At 69.0% G+C, this 19065-nt stretch carries 17 protein-coding genes, 2 tRNA genes and 1 pseudogene; 12 read left to right on the forward strand and 8 right to left on the reverse strand.

The window, feature by feature from the left end; all coding sequences use genetic code 11:
- Positions 1-282, forward strand: a 282-nt coding sequence (locus tag ACTOQ3_RS15010; protein ID WP_440083994.1) for a S41 family peptidase, incomplete at its 5' end; no start/stop codon positions are given.
- A gap of 10 nt (positions 283-292) precedes the next feature.
- Positions 293-1447 carry an alpha/beta hydrolase family protein gene (locus ACTOQ3_RS15015; RefSeq protein ID WP_440083995.1) on the forward strand — a complete coding sequence of 385 codons (1155 nt, stop codon included), beginning with the start codon at positions 293-295 and terminating at the stop codon, positions 1445-1447.
- 223 nt (positions 1448-1670) lie between these two features.
- Here ACTOQ3_RS15015 and ACTOQ3_RS15020 read toward each other — a convergent pair.
- Positions 1671-1741: transfer RNA gene (locus ACTOQ3_RS15020), tRNA-Ser, on the reverse strand.
- A 584-nt stretch (positions 1742-2325) separates the two neighbouring features.
- Here ACTOQ3_RS15020 and ACTOQ3_RS15025 point away from each other — a divergent pair.
- From ACTOQ3_RS15025 to ACTOQ3_RS15055, 7 genes and pseudogenes are all read left to right on the forward strand, one after another.
- Positions 2326-2556, forward strand: a complete 231-nt coding sequence (locus ACTOQ3_RS15025; RefSeq protein ID WP_440083996.1) for a hypothetical protein — start codon at positions 2326-2328, stop codon at positions 2554-2556.
- A gap of 507 nt (positions 2557-3063) precedes the next feature.
- Positions 3064-4059 carry a hypothetical protein gene (locus ACTOQ3_RS15030; protein WP_440083997.1) on the forward strand — a complete coding sequence of 332 codons (996 nt, stop codon included), beginning with the start codon at positions 3064-3066 and terminating at the stop codon, positions 4057-4059.
- 115 nt (positions 4060-4174) lie between these two features.
- Positions 4175-5209 (forward strand): hypothetical protein, encoded by a 1035-nt coding sequence (locus tag ACTOQ3_RS15035; protein ID WP_440083998.1) that lies wholly within the window; start codon positions 4175-4177, stop codon positions 5207-5209.
- A 120-nt stretch (positions 5210-5329) separates the two neighbouring features.
- Complete coding sequence (locus ACTOQ3_RS15040) at positions 5330-5500, forward strand: helix-turn-helix transcriptional regulator (protein ID WP_440084204.1); 171 nt, start codon at positions 5330-5332, stop codon at positions 5498-5500.
- Positions 5501-5724: 224 nt separating this feature from the next.
- Positions 5725-6006: pseudogene (locus ACTOQ3_RS15045) on the forward strand (DUF3631 domain-containing protein); the annotation flags it as partial.
- Positions 6007-6162: 156 nt separating this feature from the next.
- Positions 6163-6357 (forward strand): helix-turn-helix transcriptional regulator, encoded by a 195-nt coding sequence (locus ACTOQ3_RS15050; protein WP_440083999.1) that lies wholly within the window; start codon positions 6163-6165, stop codon positions 6355-6357.
- 12 nt (positions 6358-6369) lie between these two features.
- On the forward strand, positions 6370-7386 hold the full coding sequence (locus ACTOQ3_RS15055; protein WP_440084000.1) for a hypothetical protein: 1017 nt from the start codon (positions 6370-6372) through the stop codon (positions 7384-7386).
- A 131-nt stretch (positions 7387-7517) separates the two neighbouring features.
- On the opposite strand, the gene ACTOQ3_RS15060 is transcribed toward ACTOQ3_RS15055, so the two are convergent.
- Positions 7518-7589: transfer RNA gene (locus ACTOQ3_RS15060), tRNA-Arg, on the reverse strand.
- A 278-nt stretch (positions 7590-7867) separates the two neighbouring features.
- Positions 7868-8287: a C40 family peptidase gene (locus ACTOQ3_RS15065; RefSeq protein WP_440084001.1), complete on the reverse strand. Its 420-nt coding sequence runs from the start codon at positions 8285-8287 to the stop codon at positions 7868-7870.
- Between the two features lie 834 nt (positions 8288-9121).
- Here ACTOQ3_RS15065 and ACTOQ3_RS15070 point away from each other — a divergent pair.
- Together ACTOQ3_RS15070 and ACTOQ3_RS15075 are read left to right on the forward strand one after the other, a co-directional pair.
- On the forward strand, positions 9122-10123 hold the full coding sequence (locus ACTOQ3_RS15070; RefSeq protein ID WP_440084002.1) for a serine hydrolase domain-containing protein: 1002 nt from the start codon (positions 9122-9124) through the stop codon (positions 10121-10123).
- 237 nt (positions 10124-10360) lie between these two features.
- Positions 10361-10750, forward strand: a complete 390-nt coding sequence (locus ACTOQ3_RS15075) for a response regulator transcription factor (protein ID WP_440084205.1) — start codon at positions 10361-10363, stop codon at positions 10748-10750.
- Between the two features lie 135 nt (positions 10751-10885).
- Here the strand turns inward: ACTOQ3_RS15075 and ACTOQ3_RS15080 are convergent, their stop codons facing one another.
- The gene (locus tag ACTOQ3_RS15080; RefSeq protein WP_440084003.1) at positions 10886-13660 is read right to left on the reverse strand and encodes a helix-turn-helix transcriptional regulator; all 2775 of its coding nucleotides are present in this window, start codon (positions 13658-13660) and stop codon (positions 10886-10888) included.
- Between the two features lie 155 nt (positions 13661-13815).
- Between ACTOQ3_RS15080 and ACTOQ3_RS15085 the strand changes: the two genes are divergently transcribed.
- Positions 13816-14436, forward strand: a complete 621-nt coding sequence (locus ACTOQ3_RS15085) for a LysE family translocator (RefSeq protein ID WP_440084004.1) — start codon at positions 13816-13818, stop codon at positions 14434-14436.
- A gap of 14 nt (positions 14437-14450) precedes the next feature.
- Here the strand turns inward: ACTOQ3_RS15085 and ACTOQ3_RS15090 are convergent, their stop codons facing one another.
- The 4 genes from ACTOQ3_RS15090 to ACTOQ3_RS15105 form a co-directional block, all read right to left on the reverse strand.
- A complete protein-coding gene (locus ACTOQ3_RS15090; protein ID WP_440084005.1) occupies positions 14451-15662 on the reverse strand; it encodes a hypothetical protein in 1212 nt (403 codons plus the stop codon).
- Between the two features lie 31 nt (positions 15663-15693).
- Positions 15694-16080 carry a Rid family detoxifying hydrolase gene (locus tag ACTOQ3_RS15095; protein WP_362679598.1) on the reverse strand — a complete coding sequence of 129 codons (387 nt, stop codon included), beginning with the start codon at positions 16078-16080 and terminating at the stop codon, positions 15694-15696.
- 30 nt (positions 16081-16110) lie between these two features.
- Positions 16111-17220 (reverse strand): alanine racemase, encoded by a 1110-nt coding sequence (locus ACTOQ3_RS15100; protein WP_440084006.1) that lies wholly within the window; start codon positions 17218-17220, stop codon positions 16111-16113.
- Positions 17221-17380: 160 nt separating this feature from the next.
- Positions 17381-18904 carry an N-acyl-D-amino-acid deacylase family protein gene (locus ACTOQ3_RS15105; protein WP_440084007.1) on the reverse strand — a complete coding sequence of 508 codons (1524 nt, stop codon included), beginning with the start codon at positions 18902-18904 and terminating at the stop codon, positions 17381-17383.
- Positions 18905-19065 lie beyond the last annotated feature (161 nt).

A 19065-nucleotide genomic window follows, 5' to 3' on the forward strand; every position in this document is an offset into this window, starting at 1 on the left:
GCCTCGGCGTGTGAGCACTTCAGCTCCGCGGTCAAGGACCTGCGCCTCGGACAACTGGCCGGCACCAGGACCGCCGGCGTCATCTCCGGCCCGGCGCAACCGTACCTGCTCGCCAACAACACCCTCCTGAGCTTCCCCACCAGGCACCACCTGGGCCCCGACCGCGAGGTGATCGACAAGATCGGCGTGCCGCCCGACCACTACCTACCCCTGACCCCCACCGACGCCGCCGCCGGACGCGACCCCGCCCTGGCCAAGGCCCTGGCCCTGCTGCACAAGTGAAGGGACCCCCATGAGAAGACTCCTGATCCTCGCCGTGGGAGTGACCGTCCTCGCCACATCCGCCTGCTCCGCCCCCGCGCCGCCCAGAGCCGATGCCCCGCAGGTCAGAACGCCCGGCCCCGCCACCCTGCCCGCCCCCACCGGCACCCACCCGGTCGGCACCACCGCCCTGCATCTGACCGACACCTCCCGCCCCGATCCCTGGGACCCCGACGCCGACGCCAGGCAGCTCAAGGTCACCCTGTGGTACCCGGCCAAGCGGCGCGACGGGCAGCGGGCGCCCTACATGACGGCCAAGGAAGCGGAACTCCTGCTGAAGGGCTCCGGGATCTCGACCGCGCCGTACGACACGCTGAGCAACACACGAACCAACGCCGTCAAGGACGCCGCCCCCTCCGGGCGCGGGCTCCCGCTGGTGGTGCTCTCCCCCGGCTTCACCAAACCGATGAGCACCCTCACCTCCCTGGCCGAGGACCTCGCCAGCCGCGGGTACGTCGTGGCCGGCATCGACCACACCCACGAGAGCTACGCCACCACCCTGTCCGACGGGCGGATCGCCGAATGCCTCGCCTGCGACAGCAACACCGACCCCGGCTTCGGCGCCGGGCTCGTCCAGGGCCGGGCCGCCGACGTCTCCTTCGTCCTCGACCAGTTGACCTCCGAATGGAAGCGTTCCTATCTGATCGACGGCGGAAGGATCGCGATGGTGGGCCAGTCGATCGGCGGGGCCGCCGCCCTGGCGACCATGGTGAAGGACCCCCGGGTGCGCGCCGGGATCGACATGGACGGCACCGGCTATGCCCGTATCCCCAGAAGCGGCCTCTCCCGGCCGTTCATGTTCCTGGGTTCGCGAGAGCATGTCCCGGGCGGCCGCGACACCTCCTGGGACCGCGACTGGAAGCTGCTGACCGGATGGAAGCGCTGGCTCGTGCTGTCGGACGCCGAACACCAGTCCTTCACCGACATCCCGCTGGTGGCGGACGTCCTCGGCCTCGAACCCCTCCCCGGCATGCTGCCAGCGGCCCGTGGCGCGGAGCTCACCCGCACCTACGTGGCGGCCTTCCTCGACCGGCACCTGAAATCACAGCGGCAGCCCCTCCTGGAGGGGCCGTCGTCACGCTACCCGGAGGTCACGTTCTGCCCCGCGACCTGCGGCCGATCCTGAGACCCCGCATCTCCTGGAACCGTCGGAAGGTGTCGAAGGCCACCGGAGGGACCGGAGGGATGAGAGTGGCGGCCATCAGCGCACGGAGAAACGGCGGGTTGTCGGATGCCATATCGCGAAGGCACATCCTTGCCATCATCGGTGGCACGGGGTGGCACCCCTGGAACGCAGAAGGACCCGCGTTTCCGCGGGTCCCAGCGCATCTCGCGATGCCGATCGAGTGTGCCCCCTGCAAGATTCGAACTTGCGCTCCCGGCTCCGGAGGCCGCACAAGATCCCGGCTTTGACCTGGGCATACACTCCGCGTGGGCTTGAGCTATGCGTCCATGGTGCGAACGCAACCACGTCCGTTCTCATTGAACTGTGTCCACTTACACCTGCTATCGGGTTGCAGATGTGGTGTGACTAGGCGAATTCCCGGCGCAGTTGGCCGTGATCTCTGCGAACACGATGTGCCGACCCGCGACTTCCTGATGCGCCCAAACCCGGATCCACGACCTGAACGCAGGATGGAGGAGGGTGTTCCAAGCGATCAAGAATGAGGTCGCCTCGATCATTGTTAGGTCCGCACCCATGTCGTCCGATATCAGCACGTCACGGTCGCCGCGCTGGCCCCATCTTTCCCATCAAGCCTGTCCCCCACCTGTCGTAGACGCGGATGGGATAAGGGCGTCATTCTTGTAGCTATGGACGTCATCAGGAGGGCACAGACAAGAAGGCAGTTATGACGACATTGGCGAGTGTGCGCCTACAAGTTCATCTTCAGGACTGACGCACGCATACAGCTGGGCAGGCGGATCGATTTAAATCCCTAGTGATGGTCAGCGACCCACTCTGCATAGATCAGAGGGGTGACGACATGAAGGGATACGCAAGCCATGACCAAACCCACGCGACCTGCCACGTCTGACGGTTCAAATAGCCCGGCATCGAAATCCGCATCCAGCAAAGAGATCTGCGTCGCCTTAGCCCTGAGCTGCCTCACGCTGGTCGGTGTGGGCTGGCTCTCGCTCGCGGCAGGAAAATCGGCACCAGAAGCATTACTCAACGCCTTGGCTGGATTCACCTCGGCTTTGTATCTATTCGACCAGTATGTTGCGAGAAAGTGACTCGATCGGAGTGCGTGGGTCGAGCGATGAATCACTTCGTGACGACGAGCATGACTACGCACATGACCATGGACAGCCCACCCGCCCGATGATTAGATCGATTGAGACAGTGAGGTGCGCATGACTCAGGGACCGCGCTCGCGACCCCGGATTGGCTGGCAGCCAGAAAGACTACGTCAGGCGAGGGAGCAATACGGCCTATCCCTTGCCAAGGCATGCCGTCAGATGCACGATGCCGCTCGGCAGATGGGTCTGGCCGAGCCAGGGATCACGTCTGCGATGATCTGGAAGCACGAGACCGGAAGGGTTTATCCTAGTCAGCATTACCAAGATCTCTACTGTGCGACGTATGGAATGTCCGAGTCAGCTCTCGGATTCAGGCTACCGATGCCTCGTGACGCCACCGACCGAGAAGGTGAGCCGACCAACCCTGAGGTCTTGACCTGCGCGCCGTATACTGCCCCGCCCGAACCACCACTTGATCAGGACATCGAGAGGAGGATAAGCATGGCACTCCAAAGAGCGATCCGATTCAGCGCCTACGCGGGCACATCCACAGCTGGGGCAGAAGTGCTGGCTCAGATACACGACGAAACTCGCCGTATAGCGGATGCCTACACGCGCGAATCTACGATTACGATTATCGGCGATCTAGTAGAGTTGCAAGGTGTCACCTTCTCACTGATCGAGAGCAACGCTAATCCGCAACAGAAGCGAGACCTCTACCTCTACGCCGGAATAGTTTCCGGACTGCTCGCCGAAGCGAACGAGGACCTAGGCAAGTTCCACGCGTCGCGCATCCATGGACGGACCGCCTTCCTCTGCGCGGAGAACGCGAGCCATGACTCGCTTCGAGCATGGGCTCTGTTCCAGCAGATGAGCACGGCATATTGGGGGGGGTCGCCACAGGAAGCGATACGTCATGCGCGGGTGTCGGCCGATCTGGCATCACGTGTCGCGGGTTCGGGCGGCGCGCGCGTCCACGCGCTGGAAGCACGAGCGTGGGCGGCGCTGGGAAATTCCGTCGCCGCGCAGGCCGCTCTCAATCGGGCTACTGAAGCCCGCGATCGCGCCGCGATCGACGATATCGATGAAATCGGCGGGCATGTCGCTTATCCCCTCGCGCGGCAGTTGTATCACACCGCGAACGCCCTGACATGGATGTCGGGCCATGCGGAGCAGGCCGAACAGAGCGCTCTTGAAGCACTTCAGGTCTACAGTTCAGCGCCGGCGGCCGAGCGCTCCTATATTCCGGAGGCCGCCTGTCAAGTTGATCTGGCAATTGCCCGCGTTGGTCTGCGCGAGATAGAAGGGGCGCGAGATGCGCTCCAACCCGTATTCGATCTTCCGCCGGCTCGGCGTGCGGAAGCAATCCGGACGTCGCTGCAGCGTCTGCATGGCATGCTAAGGCGGCCAGAGTTCGACAACACGAGCATCGCACGTGACCTCCTCTTGGAGATTGACGAGTTCTGTCAATTCACGATGCGCACTGGTATCGTCTGAGTGTCGCTTGGTCGTCAACTAGCCGGGGTATATAAGCCTGTTGAGCATTCGCCTGGCTGGGTGATTGCGAACGGAGCGACACATCGGGCGTCTCATGGTGCGGAGGGGAAAAATCATGACGGTCCTTGGGCACGGGTCCGTACCAGCGGGCACGACCCTCCTGGACTGCACGCTTCGTGACGGTAACTACCAGGTCAAGGGCGGATTCACGCAAGAACAGACCTGTCGTATATTTAGTGCGCTCCAGGCAGCCGGAATATCGTTCATTGAGGTTGGCCATGGATTGGGCATGGGGTCGGGAAGACCATCCGATAGCCCTGAGGGTGTGTCTGACGAGAGTTACATGCGGGCGGCCGCCTCAGTGGCGAAACGCGCATCGTGGGGGATGTTTTTCCAGCCCAGCTTCTCTTCGGCCGCCGATGTGAGGTTGGCCGCGGATTATGGGATGGGCTTCATCCGGATCGGTGTCAACGTCACGGAAACCGATGTCGCGACGTCGGCGATCAGTTGTGCGAAGGATCTCGGGCTGCTCACCTTCGTGAATCTGATGAAGTCTTATGTGCTGTCGGCGGAGGAACTGGCCGAAAGGGCGGCCCAATGCCGAGCATCCGGCGCTGACGCCATCTATCTGGTGGATTCAGCCGGCGGCATGCTGCCACACGATGTTATGGCATATGTGGCGGCCCTCCGATCACGACTCGACTGCCGGATCGGCTTCCACGCGCACAACAACCTTGGCCTCGCGAATGCCAACTGCCTGGCCGCATGGCAAGTCGGTGCCTCATTCATCGACGTAACTTTGCGCGGCGTGGGCCGGGCGAGTGGCAACGCCATCGCGGAACAGGTCGTCGCGATAATGTGCCGGCTCGGGGCGGACCCGCTGCCAGATCTGAGCATGCTGGTCAATGCGGCAGCGGACCTGTTGGATCCCATCGTCACGATGCTCCCTGGGCGCTATGACGCTGTCAGCGGATTCGCGCAGTTTCATTCGTCAAACTTGACGAAGGTGATTCAGTACGCGCACTCAACTGAAGTTGATCCCATCGCCCTTATCGTCGCCATTGCCGAACGCGACAAGATCGACGTCTCCGATGAGCTTCTCGCTGCTGTGGGCTCGCGTCTGGCAGCGGGTGAGTCGGCCAGCGGCTAGCGATCTTTGGTCGTGGGCTTCTGGATGTTTGTGTCAAGTTTTAATGAGGCCCAAGGAAGTCGAGCGTGAGCGACGTAGTCGTCCACGTGGGCGGGTGATGGTCAGTTCAGCTAGAAGTGGCTGACGGTAGATGAGGTTTGCACAGAGCTTCGCATCTCCCGACGAACCGGGGAAAGATGGCGTGCCAGCGGTTTAGGGCCCAGGTCGGCGCAGCTTGGCGACCACGGACCGGTCCGCATCCGTCGTGAGTGGCTGGACAAATGGATCGACGCCTGTACGCGAGCCGCATAGAGTGCGCGAAAAGGGCGAGACTTGCGCCTCGCCCCATCCGCGTTCACGCGTTCAGGTAGTGGAATCCAGGTTTCGGGTGCATCAGGAAGTCGTGGTGCGAGATGTTCCAGGCGTAGGCGCCGGCCATCCCGAACGCGATGACGTCCCCCGCAGCCACCTGCTCGACGGGGATTTGCCGGGCGAAGACGTCCTTTGGTGTACAGAGCTAGCCGACGCCGTGGGCTGACTACGGCCCCGCTGGTCTGAGCGCGATGAAGCTGGGCGTGATCTTGCGTGAGTACGAGATTCGTTCGGCCAACATCCGCTTCCTGGACGGCACCCAGGCCAAGGGGTACCAGCGCACCGATTTCCTCGACGCCTGGGCGCGCTACTGCCCCTTGCCGAGCCCTCCCGACGCCCCGCGGGGCAGCGAGATCCCGCTGTTTGAGGGGGGCGGCCGTCCCAGCCGTCCCAGCCTCGTCATCGCAGGTCAGCGCGGGACGGCTTCTGTTCGTGGGACGGCTTAGCCGTCCCAGCAAAAAAGCCGTCCCAGCCTGACCAGCACAAATGAGGCTGGGACGGCTACCCCCCAAACCGTGCCCGCCCCAACGGCAAGCCGTCCAACACAGCCACCGAAGACTTCACACCTCACCGATCACAACGCCCGAAAGGCAACCACGACCATGGCGACGCGAGCCAAGAGCATGCTCACCATCGCAGAGGTTCTTGACGAGATCGACGTGCCCAGATCCACCTTCTACCGCTGGTTGCACACCGGCCGTGGCCCGAAGTCCCTCAAGCTCCCGAACGGCAAGCGCAAGATCCGGCGTGCCGACCTGGACACCTGGCTCAGCACTTTCGAGAGCACCGCGGCGTAAGGAAGGGCATTCATGTTGACCCATGACGTGGTGGTGTGGAGCATCCGCAACCGGAAGGGGCGCGCCAAGCCCTGCCAGCTTCGATGGAAGGTCGGTACAGAGCCGAAGTCCAAGGCGTTCTTGACCAAGGCACTGGCCGATAGCTTCCGTGCCGACCTGCTCAACGCCGCGAAGAAGGGGGAACTGTTTGACACCGAGACCGGCCTGCCCGCCTTCATGCTGGCGCCGGAAGTCGAAGAGCCGCCTATGAGCTGGTACGACTTCGCCGCCAAGTACACCGCCATGCGCTGGCCCGGCGCCGCGGCGAAGACTCGCGAGAGCATCGTGGACAGCTTGACCGTGGCCACGCTCGCGATGCTCGACGGCGAGGCGCTCGACCTGCCTCGTAAAGAGATCCGCGCCGCCATGCAATGGGCGCTGATTCCCCGCGAGGAGAGCAAGGCGACGCCCGTTGAGCTGGTATCGACCGTGCGGATTCTCCAGAAGTCCACGCTCCCCCTCGCTGACATGGCCAGCCCCATCGTTGCGCGCCGCGTGAGTGAGGCTCTCGACCTCACCCTGGACCAGCGAGCTGCCGCCGCCGACACCACGGCCCGCCGTCGCCGGGGGTTGAACACGGCGCTGGAGTACGGCATTGACCTCGACGAACTCAAGGAGAATCCACTCAAGCGGATCAAGCAAAAGAAGATCGCCAAGGATGATGCCGTAGACAGGCGCGCCGTCGTCAACCCCGAGCAGGCGCGGGAACTGCTCGCCGCTGTGTCCTATGTCGGGAGTTGGCACCGTGCCCGAGGGCGCCGGCTGGTGGCCTTCTATGCCACGCTCTACTTCGCGGGTGTCCGACCTGCCGAGGCCGTAGGGCTACGGCATGCGGCCCTGTCCACCTGGCTCAACGCGGGGGTGGACGCCACCGAGGTAGCCGCCCGCGCGGGCAACAGTGTGGAAGTCCTCCTCAAGCGCTACGCCAAGTGTCTGGATGGCCGCCAAGATCAGAACAACCGCCGCATAGACGCCGTGCTGACCCCGTGAGATCTGGTCCACAGCTGGTCCACAACCAGTGAGCGCCAATGAGAACGGGCGGGACTCCGTGAGACTGGAGTCCCGCCCGTTTCGGCGTTCTACCTGCAGGTCAGCTCATATTCGGGCTGGCCTGGCTTGTGTGCCCCCTGCAAGATTCGAACTTGCGCTCCCGGCTCCGGAGGCCGGTGCTCTATCCCCTGAGCTAAGGGGGCCAACGCGTGATTACATTACCAGCATCCTGAGGGAAACCGACACTCGGTTAGGGAAGCGAGTGATCTCCGGAGCGTGCCCGGGGACGGGGAGAGAGCCGAGGGTGAGAGGTCATCGGGACAGCCGGGCGTTGGCGGGAGGGCGCGAGGCCGCGCCACGCGGGACGGGGCGCCGCCGGACGGGGTCGAGACGGCGCCAGGTGAGGCTGTCAGCACGGGCAAGGCGGGTCACGAGGGGTGGGGGCAGCGAGGACAGGGCGGGCCGGCAAGGACAGGGCGAATCAGCGCGGGGTAGGACGGACGGCGCCTCGGTAGCGGGAGAGATAGTAGGGCGAGGCGGCGAAGTCGGCCGTCCTGACGATGTCGCCGGTCTTGGGGGCATGGACCATGACACCGTCTTTGACGTAGACGCCCACGTGGGTGGGGTCTCCGCTGCCTCCGCCGAAGAAGACGAGATCTCCCGGACGCAGCCGGGAGAAGGGCACCCGGCTGCCCTGCCTGAACTGGGTGCCGGTGTAGTGGGTGAGCCTGGCCCCCGCCTTGGCCCAGGCGTGCAGGGCGAGCCCCGAACAGTCGAAGCCCCCACCGGTCGGGCCCGCGCTCGAGCCGCCGCCCCATACGTATGGCCTGCCGACCTGGCGGAGTGCCGCGGCGGCCGCGATCCGGCCCCGCAGGACCAGGGCGCCTTCGCGCGAGGGCACCGCCCTCCCTCGTGAGGGTGCCGACCGCCCACCGGGGAGGGGCTTCCCCGGAGAGGACGCCGCCCCTCGGCTGGAGCGCGCTTTCCGCCCCTCAGAGGGACGCTGCGGCCGCTTGGCGCCCGCCTGTGAGGACACCGGCCCGGAGGAGGCCGGGAGATCTCTCGGTTCCGCTGAAGAGGACGCGCCGGCCCACACACCCGGGGTGTCCGAGGGCTCCACCGGCCCTCCCGGTTCCGGACCGGAAGAGTCGAACGCCCACCCGGCACCCGCTCCCGGAAGCCCCGGCGGCCGTTCACCGACCGGAGCCGGGGCCAAGACGGGGGCCGGGGCCGAGAAGGAGCCTTGCGAGGACATCGATCGGCCGCCGCCCGCGTCCGGAGAGAACGGGGACCGTGGCTCGCAGGCGGCGGCGAGCGCGGCGTGGATCTCTTCCGGCAGCCAGTGGGGAGTGCCGTCCGGCGGGGCTGCCGGGGAGAGGGAGAGGAGGCGGTCCCAGGCGTCGCAGGCTTCCGGGGAGAGGCGGGGCACGGGGAACGGGGAGCTTCCCGCGAGGGCCGCCGAGAGGATGGTGACGGTGACGAGTGCCGTGATCACGCACGCCCTCCTTGGGCTCGATGAAGGATCGAGGCCTCAGGATCGGCGGGAGGAGGTGATCACCAATGAGCCGAACAGGGTTCTGTGAATAACCCCGTGGAACGACACCTCCCTGTGGACAACCGCGAGTACCCACGTCCAGCGGGGGACCGTCCCGCACCCGCACAGGCTCGTCCCATGGAACAACCTGTTGTTCAGGTCATGATTGCCGCCGAGATGCGCGTCAACTATGGTTGACGCATGGACGACAGGCGGCCGGCAGACTCGTACGGTGACGAAAAACTCGCGGCGCGGCTCCGTGAGCTCGTGGGTGACCGGCACCCTGTGATCGCGGTCGCGACGGTCTCGCCCAAGGGAACGACGGCGGCGAGTGCGGGCGCGCCCCTGAGCGCGGATTTCGAGATCGGCTCGATCTCGAAGGGGGTGACGGGCCTGCTCTACGCCGACGCGCTCGCGCGCGGAGAGATCCGTACGACGTCGACCCTCGGCGAGTTCCTACGGCTCGACGGGACACCGGCGGCGGGGGTGACACTGGCATCGGTCAGCACGCACCGTTCGGGGCTGCCGGGGCTGCCCAGGGCGGCGGAACCGTGGCGACGGACCCTCGCGCTGTGGCGGCACGGGACGAATCCCTACGGTGAGAACCTCGAACAGCTCCTCGCCCAGGCCCAGGGAGTGAAAATCGGAAGGCCACGGGCCCGATACTCCAACTTCGGGTTCGAATTGCTCGGCCACGCGATCGCGCACGCGGCCGGGACGAACTACCGCGATCTCGTCCACGAGCGGGTCGCCGAGCCTTTGGGGCTCGGCGTGTTCTACACGCCTTCAAGCCCGGACGAGCTGCTGCCCGGCGCGGTCATCGGCAGGAGCAGGTCGGGACGGGTACGGCAGCCGTGGACAGGTGAGGCGCTTGGACCGGCGGGTGGCATCCGGGCGTCGATCGAGGACATGGCGCGCCTGACGTCCGCCCTGCTCGACGGCACGGCCCCCGGTGTCGCGGCTCTCGACCCCGTGGCGAACCTCTCCGGGCCGGCGGTGCGCATCGGCGCCGCGTGGATCACCGTCGAAGTGAAGAAGCGTCCCATCACCTGGCACAACGGTGGCACCGGCGGGTTCCGTACGTGGCTCGGAATCGACCGTGCGGCGGGCACCGGTGTGATCGTCATGTCCGCGACCTCGGTCTCGGTGGACCGCCACGGGTTCGCCCTGCTGGCGCGGCTCACCGGGGAGGAAGGCCGATGATCACCGGGCACCGCCCGCCACGGCCGGTGTCCGGGACCTCCCGCCTCCCTCGCCTTTTCGCCCCTCCGGCCCTCTCCGACCGCCTTCCCACCTCTCCCGCGACGTGTCCGCCGCACCCAGAGTTCTCGGGGAAAAAGCGGGAAACACCTGTCGCCTGTGGATAGCTGTGCGTACACATCCTCGGAAACCCGCGCGGTGGCGAGGGAGAGGAGTTAGCCTCACGCCGTGGGAGAGGTTCTGGGCAGGGTCTTGGTAGTGGATGACGACGACGTCATCCGGCAGCTCATCGCGGTCAACCTGACCCTGGAGGGGTTCCAGGTGGATACGGCCTCCGACGGGCAGGATTGCCTGGACCGGGTGCTGGACGTGATGCCCGACGTCATCACGCTGGACGTCATGATGCCCAGACTGGACGGCTGGATGACCGCCACCAGGCTGCGCAACGACGAGGGGACCAGCCATATCAAGGTGGTCCTGATCACCGCGCGGGCGCAGGAGGACGACAAGCGGCGCGGCTTGGGAATCGGGGTCGACGCCTACCTCACGAAACCCTTCGACCCGGCGGAGCTGATCCAGGTCGTCCGCGAGCTGGCCCTGACCGCGCGCAGCGGCCAGGGCAAGGCCTGACCTTACGGGGCATGTCGTCGCGGGCCGCGTCATCGGCCGGCCCTTACGAAGCCATGCCGGCCGGCCTTCACGAGGCCACGCCGACCGGCCCTCACAAGGCCACGTGATCCACGGGGTCCACGCGATCCACGCGGGTCAGAGCAGGCCGTCCCGGTGGGCCACGGCGGCCGCCTGGGTGCGGGAGGAGACGCCCAGCTTGCCCAGGATGTTGGAGACGTGCACGCTCACCGTCTTCTGCGCGATGAACAACCGCTCGCCGATCTCGCGGTTGGGCAGGCCCTCGGCCACCAGGGCGAGCACCTCCCGCTCACGGGAGGTGAGCACGGTCGGCGGCGCGGAGGTGAAGCGCGCCCTGCGGCCCAGCTCCGCCAGAGCCGCGCCGAGCGGCCGGGCGCCCAGTGACTCGGCGGCCTCGACGGCGAGCTTCCATTCCTTCAGGGCGGCGGCACGGTCGCCCTCGACGAGCAGCGCCTCCGCCAGCCGCCACCGTGAGCGCGCGACCTCGTAGACGAATCCGAAGTCGAAGGCCTCGACCACCGCGCGCCACGCCGCGACGGCGGGACGGCCGTGCGCGCGGTGCCATTCGGCCTCGGCCCTGGCCAGCCAGGCCAGTCCCTCGGGGCCGAGCGGGCCGCGCCGCACGGAGCCGGGGCCGACGGCGGCGGGCACCCTGGCCCGCTCCAGGAAGGCGTCGGCCTCCTCCGTGCGTCCCAGGTCCGTCAGCGCCCACAGGGCGGTGCTGCTGAGCCGGATCACGGCGGGGTCGTTGGGAAGGACGACGTCGAGCCCCGCGCGGGCGTGTTCGAGCGCCGCCTCCGGGTCGCCGCGCCACAGGGCGTGCTCGGCGGCCAGGCCACGGCTCATGGTGGTGACCGTCACCTCATCGGGCCAGAAGGACTCCAGCCACGACAGGCGGTCCTCGACGACGGGAAGGCCCCTGGCCACCTCGACGAAGAGCGCGAAGGACGACAGGAGCGCCTCCGGCGGGGTGCCGACGCGGACGGCGAACCCGGAGGCGACCTTCTCCGCCAGGTCCCACTCCCCCGCGACGTAGTGGATCAGAAGGCGAAGAAAGCGCAGGTCGGTGCCGTAGGTGCTCCAGTTGAGGCCGCTCTCGCGTGCGAGCCGCAGCCCCCGGTCGGTGGTGGTCGCCGCCTCGGCGAGGTCGCCGCTCTCGTACTGGACCCGGGCGTAGGTGAACATGGCCCGCAGGTCGATGGCGAGGTTGCCCGAGCTCTCGGCGCTCGCGCAGGCGAGCAGTTCCTTGGCCCGGGAGATGTCGTCGGCGAGCGCGGCGAGGGCCGCGAGGGTGATCAGCGCGCTGGTCTCCGCGTCGGCGGCGCCGCTCGCGCGAGCCGTCTCCAGGGCGCGGCGGGCCAGGGCCTCGACCTCGTCGTGCCGCTCGGTCCAGTAGAGCGAGCGGGCGTAGGTCGCGAGCGCACGGGCGAGCACCGGCCCCTCCGGCGCCGCCTCGACGGCCGCGTACGCGGCGGCGATCGAGCCCTCGACGTCCTCGGTGTCGATGAGGTAGTACGACAGCCGCTCGTTGATCTCGGCGGAGGGCGGGAGGCGCCGGAGCTGGGAGATCGCCCGGTGGTTGTCGCCGCTGTCGGCCGCCGCGGCGGCGCTGCGCGCGGCGAGGGCGACGTGGTCGATCCCGGCCAGCCGCTCGGCGTCGGGAACCCGGTCCCAGAGCCCGAGCGCCCGGTCGAAGTGGCGGTGCGCCTCGGCGGGAGCCCCCAGCCGCTCGGCCCTCCGCCCGGCCTCCACGGACGCGGCCAGCGCCCCCGGCAGGTCGTGACCGGCCAGGTAGTGGTGGGCGAGCTCGGCCGCCGACCCCCCTCGGGCGGTCAGCAGGCGGGCGAACTCGGCGTGCATCCTGGTCCGCTCGCCGGGCAGCAGGTCGTTGTAGACGACCTCCTGGAGAAGCGCGTGCCGGAAGGCGTAGCCGTACTCCCCGTCGGGGCGGAGCAGGCCGCGCGAGACGATCTCCCGCATGCCCTCCTCGAAGGCCAGGTCGTCGAGGCCGGAGGCCTGCTGGAGCAGGTCGTGGTCGGCTCGGCGGCCCGCTACGGCCGCGCCGCCGAGCACTCGCTGCGCGGGGTCGGAGAGCAGCTCCGCCCGGGAGAGCAGCAGGCCGGCCAGGCCGTCGGGCATCGAGGAGCCCTTGGAGGCGGCCTCCAGCAACTCCTGGGCGTAGAAGGGATTGCCCTCGGCCCGGTCGACGACCTTCCGCATCACCCCGGCGTCGGTGCCGCCGAGCGCGGCCAGGTAGTCGGTCATCTCGTGGCGGTCGAGAGGCTCCAGCTCCACCGGCGTCACCGAGGGGAGGCGCTTGAGCTCGGCGAGGACCCGGCGCAGCGGGTGACGGCGGTGGAGGTCGTCGGTGCGGTAGGTGCCGACGAGGCAGACGCGCTCGGTCTGCAGCATCCGGCTGAGGAAGACCAGCAGGTCGCGGGTGGACTGGTCGGCCCAGTGCAGGTCCTCGAGGACGAGCAGCACGGGCCGCGTGGACAGGAAGCCGAGCACCGAGCCGAAGAGCTGCTGCTGCGTCAGGCCCGACGTGCTATCCCTGCCGGAGTCGGTGCCGCCGGGCAACAGCCTGCCGAGGACCGGCCGCGCGTCGATCGCCGCGCGCAGCTCCCCGCGCGCCGAACGCAGGGCGTCGGCGAGCGGGAGGTAGGGGAGGGCGTCGCCGAGTTCGGCGCACTGGCCGATGAGCACGGCGAATCCGGCGGCCTCGGCACGCTCGGCCAGCTCGGTGATCAGACGGGTCTTGCCGATGCCCGCGTCACCTCCCACGAGGGCCACCCCCGCCTGCCCCGTGGCCGCGGTGTCGAGCACGGCGGTGAGGCGATCGAGCTCGACCGACCGCCCGATCAGAACACCCCGCGTGCTTTGCCACCCCACGTCGGCGAGTATCGCACGCGGTACCGACGGAATCGACATTCCGGCTGCGGGGCCCATTGGACCCCGGCAGGGGACGAACATGGACCGATTGGTACACCAAAGGGTCCGGGCATTGGCCCTGACGGCGAGGACCGGGACGACCTTAGGGTCGGGGCATGATCTCGCCGTCCACATTACTGATCTTCTCGCTCGCCTCGCTGGCCCTGGTCCTGGTACCGGGCCCGAACCACATCTACATCATCACCCGCGCCGTCTCCCAGGGCCGGGCCGCCGGTGTGGCGAGCGCGTTCGGCGTCGAGGTGGGCACGCTGGTGCACATCGCCGCGGCGGCGGCCGGTCTCTCGTACGTGATCGCGCGGTCGGCGACCCTGTTCAACGTGATCAAGTGGGCGGGCGTGGCCTACCTGGTCTACCTGGGCGTCCGGGCGCTGACGAGCAGGCAGGAGTTCGCGAGCCGGGAGGCCGCGCCGCAGCCGCTTCGGGCGATCTTCCTCGAGGGGGTGGTCGTCAACGTGCTCAACCCCAAGGTGATCCTCTTTTTCCTCGCGTTCCTGCCCCAGTTCGTGGAGCCCGAGGCGGGCGCGGTGCCGCTGCAGATCGCCGTCCTGGGGGGAACCCTGCTGTTCCTGGGCCTGCTCTCCGACATGATCTACGCCATGGCGGCGGGCGCCGTCGGCGGGCGGCTGAGGACCAGGGCACCGCTGATCGGCCAGTTGAGCGGGGTCGTCTACCTGGGTCTCGGCGTCGCGACCGCGCTCTCCGGCCGCTCCGTCTGAACGCCGGGACGGCGTCAGGCGGAGAGCGCGCCCGGGATGCGGTCCAGGATCGGGTAGGGCATGAGCCCGTACGCGTAGAAGTCGACCGCGTCGGCTCCCGAGGCCCGCACGGCGCGGACCTTGGCGGCGAGGCGGTCGGCCGAGTCGGTGTCCGGCAGGCCCGGCCGCAGGACGACCCGCAGCTCCTTGTCCTTGCCCGTCGAGCGGCGGTAGGCGACCACGTCGTCGGCCACCCTGGCCGCGTCGCGGGCGTAGGCGAGCACGCCGAGCGAGGGCACCAGGTCGCCGAGGGCGACCAGGTCGACGCCGAGCTGCCAGGAGTCGTGCGCGGCGAGCCCGGGTGAGGGCAGGCCGTCGGTGTAGCCCTTGACGGCGCCGGTGGCGTCGAGGAAGACGAGGCGCGAGCCCTCGGCGGTGACGGCGGTGGAGACCTCGGAGACCAGCGAGGTCACCACCTCGGAACGGGCCCGCGCGTAGGCGACCACCTCGGGCCCCGCGTACGCGGTCAGCGCGGCGCGGGTCACCTCGCCCTGGGCGGGAGGGTCGCCGTCGAACACGGCGCCCACGATCCTGGAGCACTCCTCGCGCGCCACCTCCGCGTTGACGCCCAGGTCGGCGGCGCGGCGCATGCAGAAGCCGCAGAAGCACAGGCCGAGCAGGAACGCGTCCATCGGCCCGAGCGGGACGAAGCTGCGCTCGTGGTGGTAGCCGTGGCCGAAGGTGCCGAAGTGCAGCGCCTCGGCCACCACGCTGTCGACGCCCTGCCTGGCCACCGCCCGCCCCAGCGCGACCGCGTACAGGCGCACGTCGGGGTGGGAGGGGCACAGGTCGGCGGGCGATCCGCGGTCGCCGAAGCAGTTGCGCACGGTCACGTCCGGGTCGGCCAGACCGAGCGTGGTGTTCTGCAGGAAGACGGTCCAGCCGTGCAGCGCGAGCCCGCGCTCGGCGGTGGCCCGGCGCAGAGCGGCCAGCGGCTCGTCCCCGGCCCCGTCCTGGACGGGCGGGACCAGCCGCAGCCCGCCGAACAGGTCGGCGGGCGGCGTGAAGTGCGCGCCGTCCCTGCGGAGCGTCACCCGGGAACGGCCGTGCGGGGTGACGTCACGGGCACGGTGGTAGGCCGCGGCCACGGTCACGCCCGTCACGCCGTATCCGGTGATCCGGTCGAGGACCGCGTCGAGGCCCTCCCCGCGCACGTCCTCGACGTAGACGTATAGCGAGCTGTCCAAGCCACCGCCCTCCCACGAAGTCGGTCAGACTCTAACGCGGCTTGTAGGCCACGAAGTCGATCTCGACGAGGATGTCCATCAGGTCGGAGCCGACGGTCGTGCGGACCGGGTACGGGCGGGTGAAATACGACTTGTACACCTCGTTGTAGGCGGCGAAGTCACGCTTGAGGTGCTCCAGGTGCACGGTCGACTTCACCACGTCGTCGAAGCCGAGCCCGTGCGCCGCGAGGATCGCGCCGAGGTTGCGCATCACCTGGTGGGTCTGCTCGGCCACGTCGGTCCCGACGACCTCGCCGGTCTCGGGGCTGAGCGGCCCCATGCCCGAGGTGTAGACGAAGTCGCCGACCACGAGGCCCTGCGAGTACGCCCCGACGGGCGCCGCGCCCTCGTCGGTCCTCAGCTCCTGCTTGTCGCTCATCTCAGCATTCCTCACAACGGAAACACGACATTAGAAAAAGGTGTTTATCAGATCGACGACGACGTACTCCTCGTCGACCACCGGCATGGTCCGCCACTTGTCGAAGGCGGTGCACGGGTGGGAGATGCCGAACGACACCAGGTCCCCCGGTTTCACCGGCGAGCCCGGCGCCAGCCTCAGGACGGTGTGCTGGTCCTGGACCTTGAGCACCGTCGCGTCCGCGACGGCTCCGCGCGGGATCGGCGGCCCTTCGTCGAAGGGGGCGTCGCGCTTGCCGAACCCGACCACGGCCAGACCGGGCTCGGGGACGCTCAGCACGTGCGCCCAGATCTCCAGCGCCGCGCGCAGCTCCCCGTCGATCCGGGTGTACGGGGTGCGCTCGCGGTAGTAGCCGTCGTCGTGGGAGACGTAGGCGCCGCTGCGCAGCATCACCCTGGCCTGGCAGGCGGCGAGCTCGCGGCCGATCACGTCGAACCACTGGCTGCCGCCCACCGACAGGATCGGGTCGCGCACCCGCAGGTGCTCCAGTGCCTCCAGCAGCCGGTGCAGGTAGGCCCGCACCTCCTCCGCCGAGCCCAGCGACCCCTCGTACCCGGCGACGCCCGCCGGCTCCACCCCCTCGGCCGCCTGCGCCGCCGAGGCGACCTCCAGCAGCTGGGCGAGGGTACGGCAGCCGCCCCGCCCGCCCTCGTGGCCGAGCTCGGCCAGCACGCGGAACGGCCTGGCCCCGGCGTGCCGGGAGAGCGCCTCGACCCCGGCCACCGAGTCGACGAAGCAGAGGAACTCGAACGCGGGATCCTCGGCCAGCTGGGCGGCGAGGGCGGACAGCCCGGCCGGGTCGAAGACCTGGTTGGCGAGGACGATCCGGGAGACACCGAACTCGCGCAGGGTGAGCGCCTGGCTGGGGGTGGCGACCGTGAGCCCCCACGCGCCCGCGTCGAGCTGCGCCCCGACCAGTTCGGGCGACATGGTGGTCTTGGCGTGCGGGGCGAAGGTGAGCCCGTACTCCCGGGTGAAGGCCGCGAGGGTCGCGATGTTGTGCTCCAGCGCGGCGCGGTGGGCCACCATCACGGGGAAGGTGAACGCCCCGCCGAACAGCGAGGCCCCCAGCGCCGCCCCGGGATCCACGATCCCCTTCACGTCCCGTCCCCCCTCTGGTCGCCTCGGCGGGTCCGCCGGCTCGCCGGCCGCCGGATCCGGGCGTGGGAGATCGCGTCCCCGCCGGCCGCCCTGAGGACCCTATCCTCACGATCCTCACGGCGCCCTCTCCAGGGCCGTGCCCTCGTGGCTTCCTGAGGGCTCAGGGGCGCAGCGCCCTGCCGGGGGTGGCGCCGGTGAGCTCTCCTCCGGCGAGGACCGGGACCCCGGAGACCAGGACGTCGCCGATCCCGGTGGCCGGGGTGCGCGGGACGGCGTACGTGGCCAGGTCGGCGACCGCGGTGGCGTCGAGGACGACGAGGTCGGCGACCTGCCCGGAGCGGACGAGGCCCCGCCCTTCGAGGCCGAAGCGGCGGGCCGGGTGCGAGGCGAGGTGGACGACGGCCTGCTCCAGGGTCCAGTCGCCGGTCTCGCGGACGTGGTGGCCGAGCATCCTGGCGAACGCCCCGTAGCCCCGGGGGTGGGGGTGGCCGCCCACGTAGATGCCGTCGGAGCCGCCGGTGTGGGCCGGGTGGCGCAGGATCGCGCGGACCGACGCCTCGCCCTCGGGGCCCTCGTCGGGGCGGGCCGACACGCATCCGGCCTCCAGCCGGGTGTCGATCAGGATCCTGCGGCAGAACTCTCCCGGCTCCAGCCCCGCCTCGGCGGCGGCGTCGGGCAGCGTCATCCCCTCGGCCCACTCGGCGCCGGGCACGTGGGAGAAGGTGATCCTCGGCCAGAGCGTCTCGTCCCACTCGATCGGCTCGGACTCCAGGACCTCCAGCGCGCGGTCGGTGTCGGCGGCCGGGACCCAGGAAGGCAGCGCGACCATCGCGAGGATCGTGCTGCCCCGCAGGTAGGGGTAGGTGTCGAAGGTGATGTCGATCCCCATGAGCCGGGCCTCGTCGACCAGCGGCAGGAGCGTGGCGGCCGGGCCGTGGTAGTGCGAGACGTGCACGGCGGCGCCCGAGCGCCGGGCGATGTCCGTCACCTCGGCCATCCCCGCGGGGGCCGCGGCGCCGTACCCGCGCATGTGCGTCACGTAGGGCAGGTGGTCCAGCGGCGCGCAGAGCGCGGCGATCTCGGCGGCGTCGGCGTAGCGGCCCGGGGCGTACTCGAGGCCGGTGGAGAGACCGCAGGCCCCCTCCGACAGGCCGCGCTCGACGCGGGCCAGCATCGCGGCCAGCTCGCCGGCGGTGGCGGCCCGCTCGGCGGCGCCCATCACGTCGTGGCGGATCGTGCCGTGCGGCAGCAGGTACGCGGTGTTCAGGGCGGTCGCCCGGTCGTAGCCCGCGAGCAGTTCCCCGACGCCGATCGGCCCGTCGGCCGAGGGGTGGACACCGTTGACGGCCGCGAAGTAGCGGGTGGCGTAGGCGAAGGTCTCCGGGGTGGTGGAGGGGGCGAAGGAGAGCCCGTCCTGGCCGAGGACGAACGTGGTCACGCCCTGCCGGAGCGCGGCGAGCTGCACCTCCTTGTCGAGGACGAGGGCGTCGCCGTGGGCGTGGCAGTCGACGAGGCCGGGCATGACGTGGCGCCCGGCGGCCTCGACGACGGTCGTGGCGTCCGCGCCGTCGAGCCGGCCCACGGCGGTGATCCGGTCACCGTCGACACCGATGTCGGCGCGGCAGGCGGGGGCTCCGGTGCCGTCGAGCACCCAGCCATCCCTGATCAATACATCGAACGACATGCCGGGATTCAATCACCCGGAAGGTGTTCGCCACCTCCAGCGCTCGCCTTCGTTCTCCCTGCCCATGTCCTGGATTTCCCCTCGATCACGGAGTGGGGGAATTTGGGCCCCCCACCCCCTTGACCGTAACGTGTCAGGGATGGTGCCATCTTTCCCTAGTT

This window comes from Streptosporangium sp. LJ11 (genome assembly GCF_051918945.1).
Taxonomy (GTDB): Bacteria; Actinomycetota; Actinomycetes; order Streptosporangiales; family Streptosporangiaceae; genus Streptosporangium.

Bases quoted from the DNA above. Each gene is read 5' to 3' on its own strand.
- ACTOQ3_RS15035 (WP_440083998.1), top strand. From the start codon at position 4,175: ATGACGGTCCTTGGGCACGGGTCCGTACCAGCGGGCACGACCCTCCTG.
- ACTOQ3_RS15015 (WP_440083995.1), top strand. From the start codon at position 293: ATGAGAAGACTCCTGATCCTCGCCGTGGGAGTGACCGTCCTCGCCACA.
- ACTOQ3_RS15095 (WP_362679598.1), bottom strand. From the start codon at position 16,080: ATGAGCGACAAGCAGGAGCTGAGGACCGACGAGGGCGCGGCGCCCGTC.
- ACTOQ3_RS15070 (WP_440084002.1), top strand. From the start codon at position 9,122: ATGGACGACAGGCGGCCGGCAGACTCGTACGGTGACGAAAAACTCGCG.
- ACTOQ3_RS15030 (WP_440083997.1), top strand. From the start codon at position 3,064: ATGGCACTCCAAAGAGCGATCCGATTCAGCGCCTACGCGGGCACATCC.
- ACTOQ3_RS15050 (WP_440083999.1), top strand. From the start codon at position 6,163: ATGGCGACGCGAGCCAAGAGCATGCTCACCATCGCAGAGGTTCTTGAC.
- ACTOQ3_RS15025 (WP_440083996.1), top strand. From the start codon at position 2,326: ATGACCAAACCCACGCGACCTGCCACGTCTGACGGTTCAAATAGCCCG.
- ACTOQ3_RS15105 (WP_440084007.1), bottom strand. From the start codon at position 18,904: ATGTCGTTCGATGTATTGATCAGGGATGGCTGGGTGCTCGACGGCACC.
- ACTOQ3_RS15085 (WP_440084004.1), top strand. From the start codon at position 13,816: ATGATCTCGCCGTCCACATTACTGATCTTCTCGCTCGCCTCGCTGGCC.
- ACTOQ3_RS15055 (WP_440084000.1), top strand. From the start codon at position 6,370: ATGTTGACCCATGACGTGGTGGTGTGGAGCATCCGCAACCGGAAGGGG.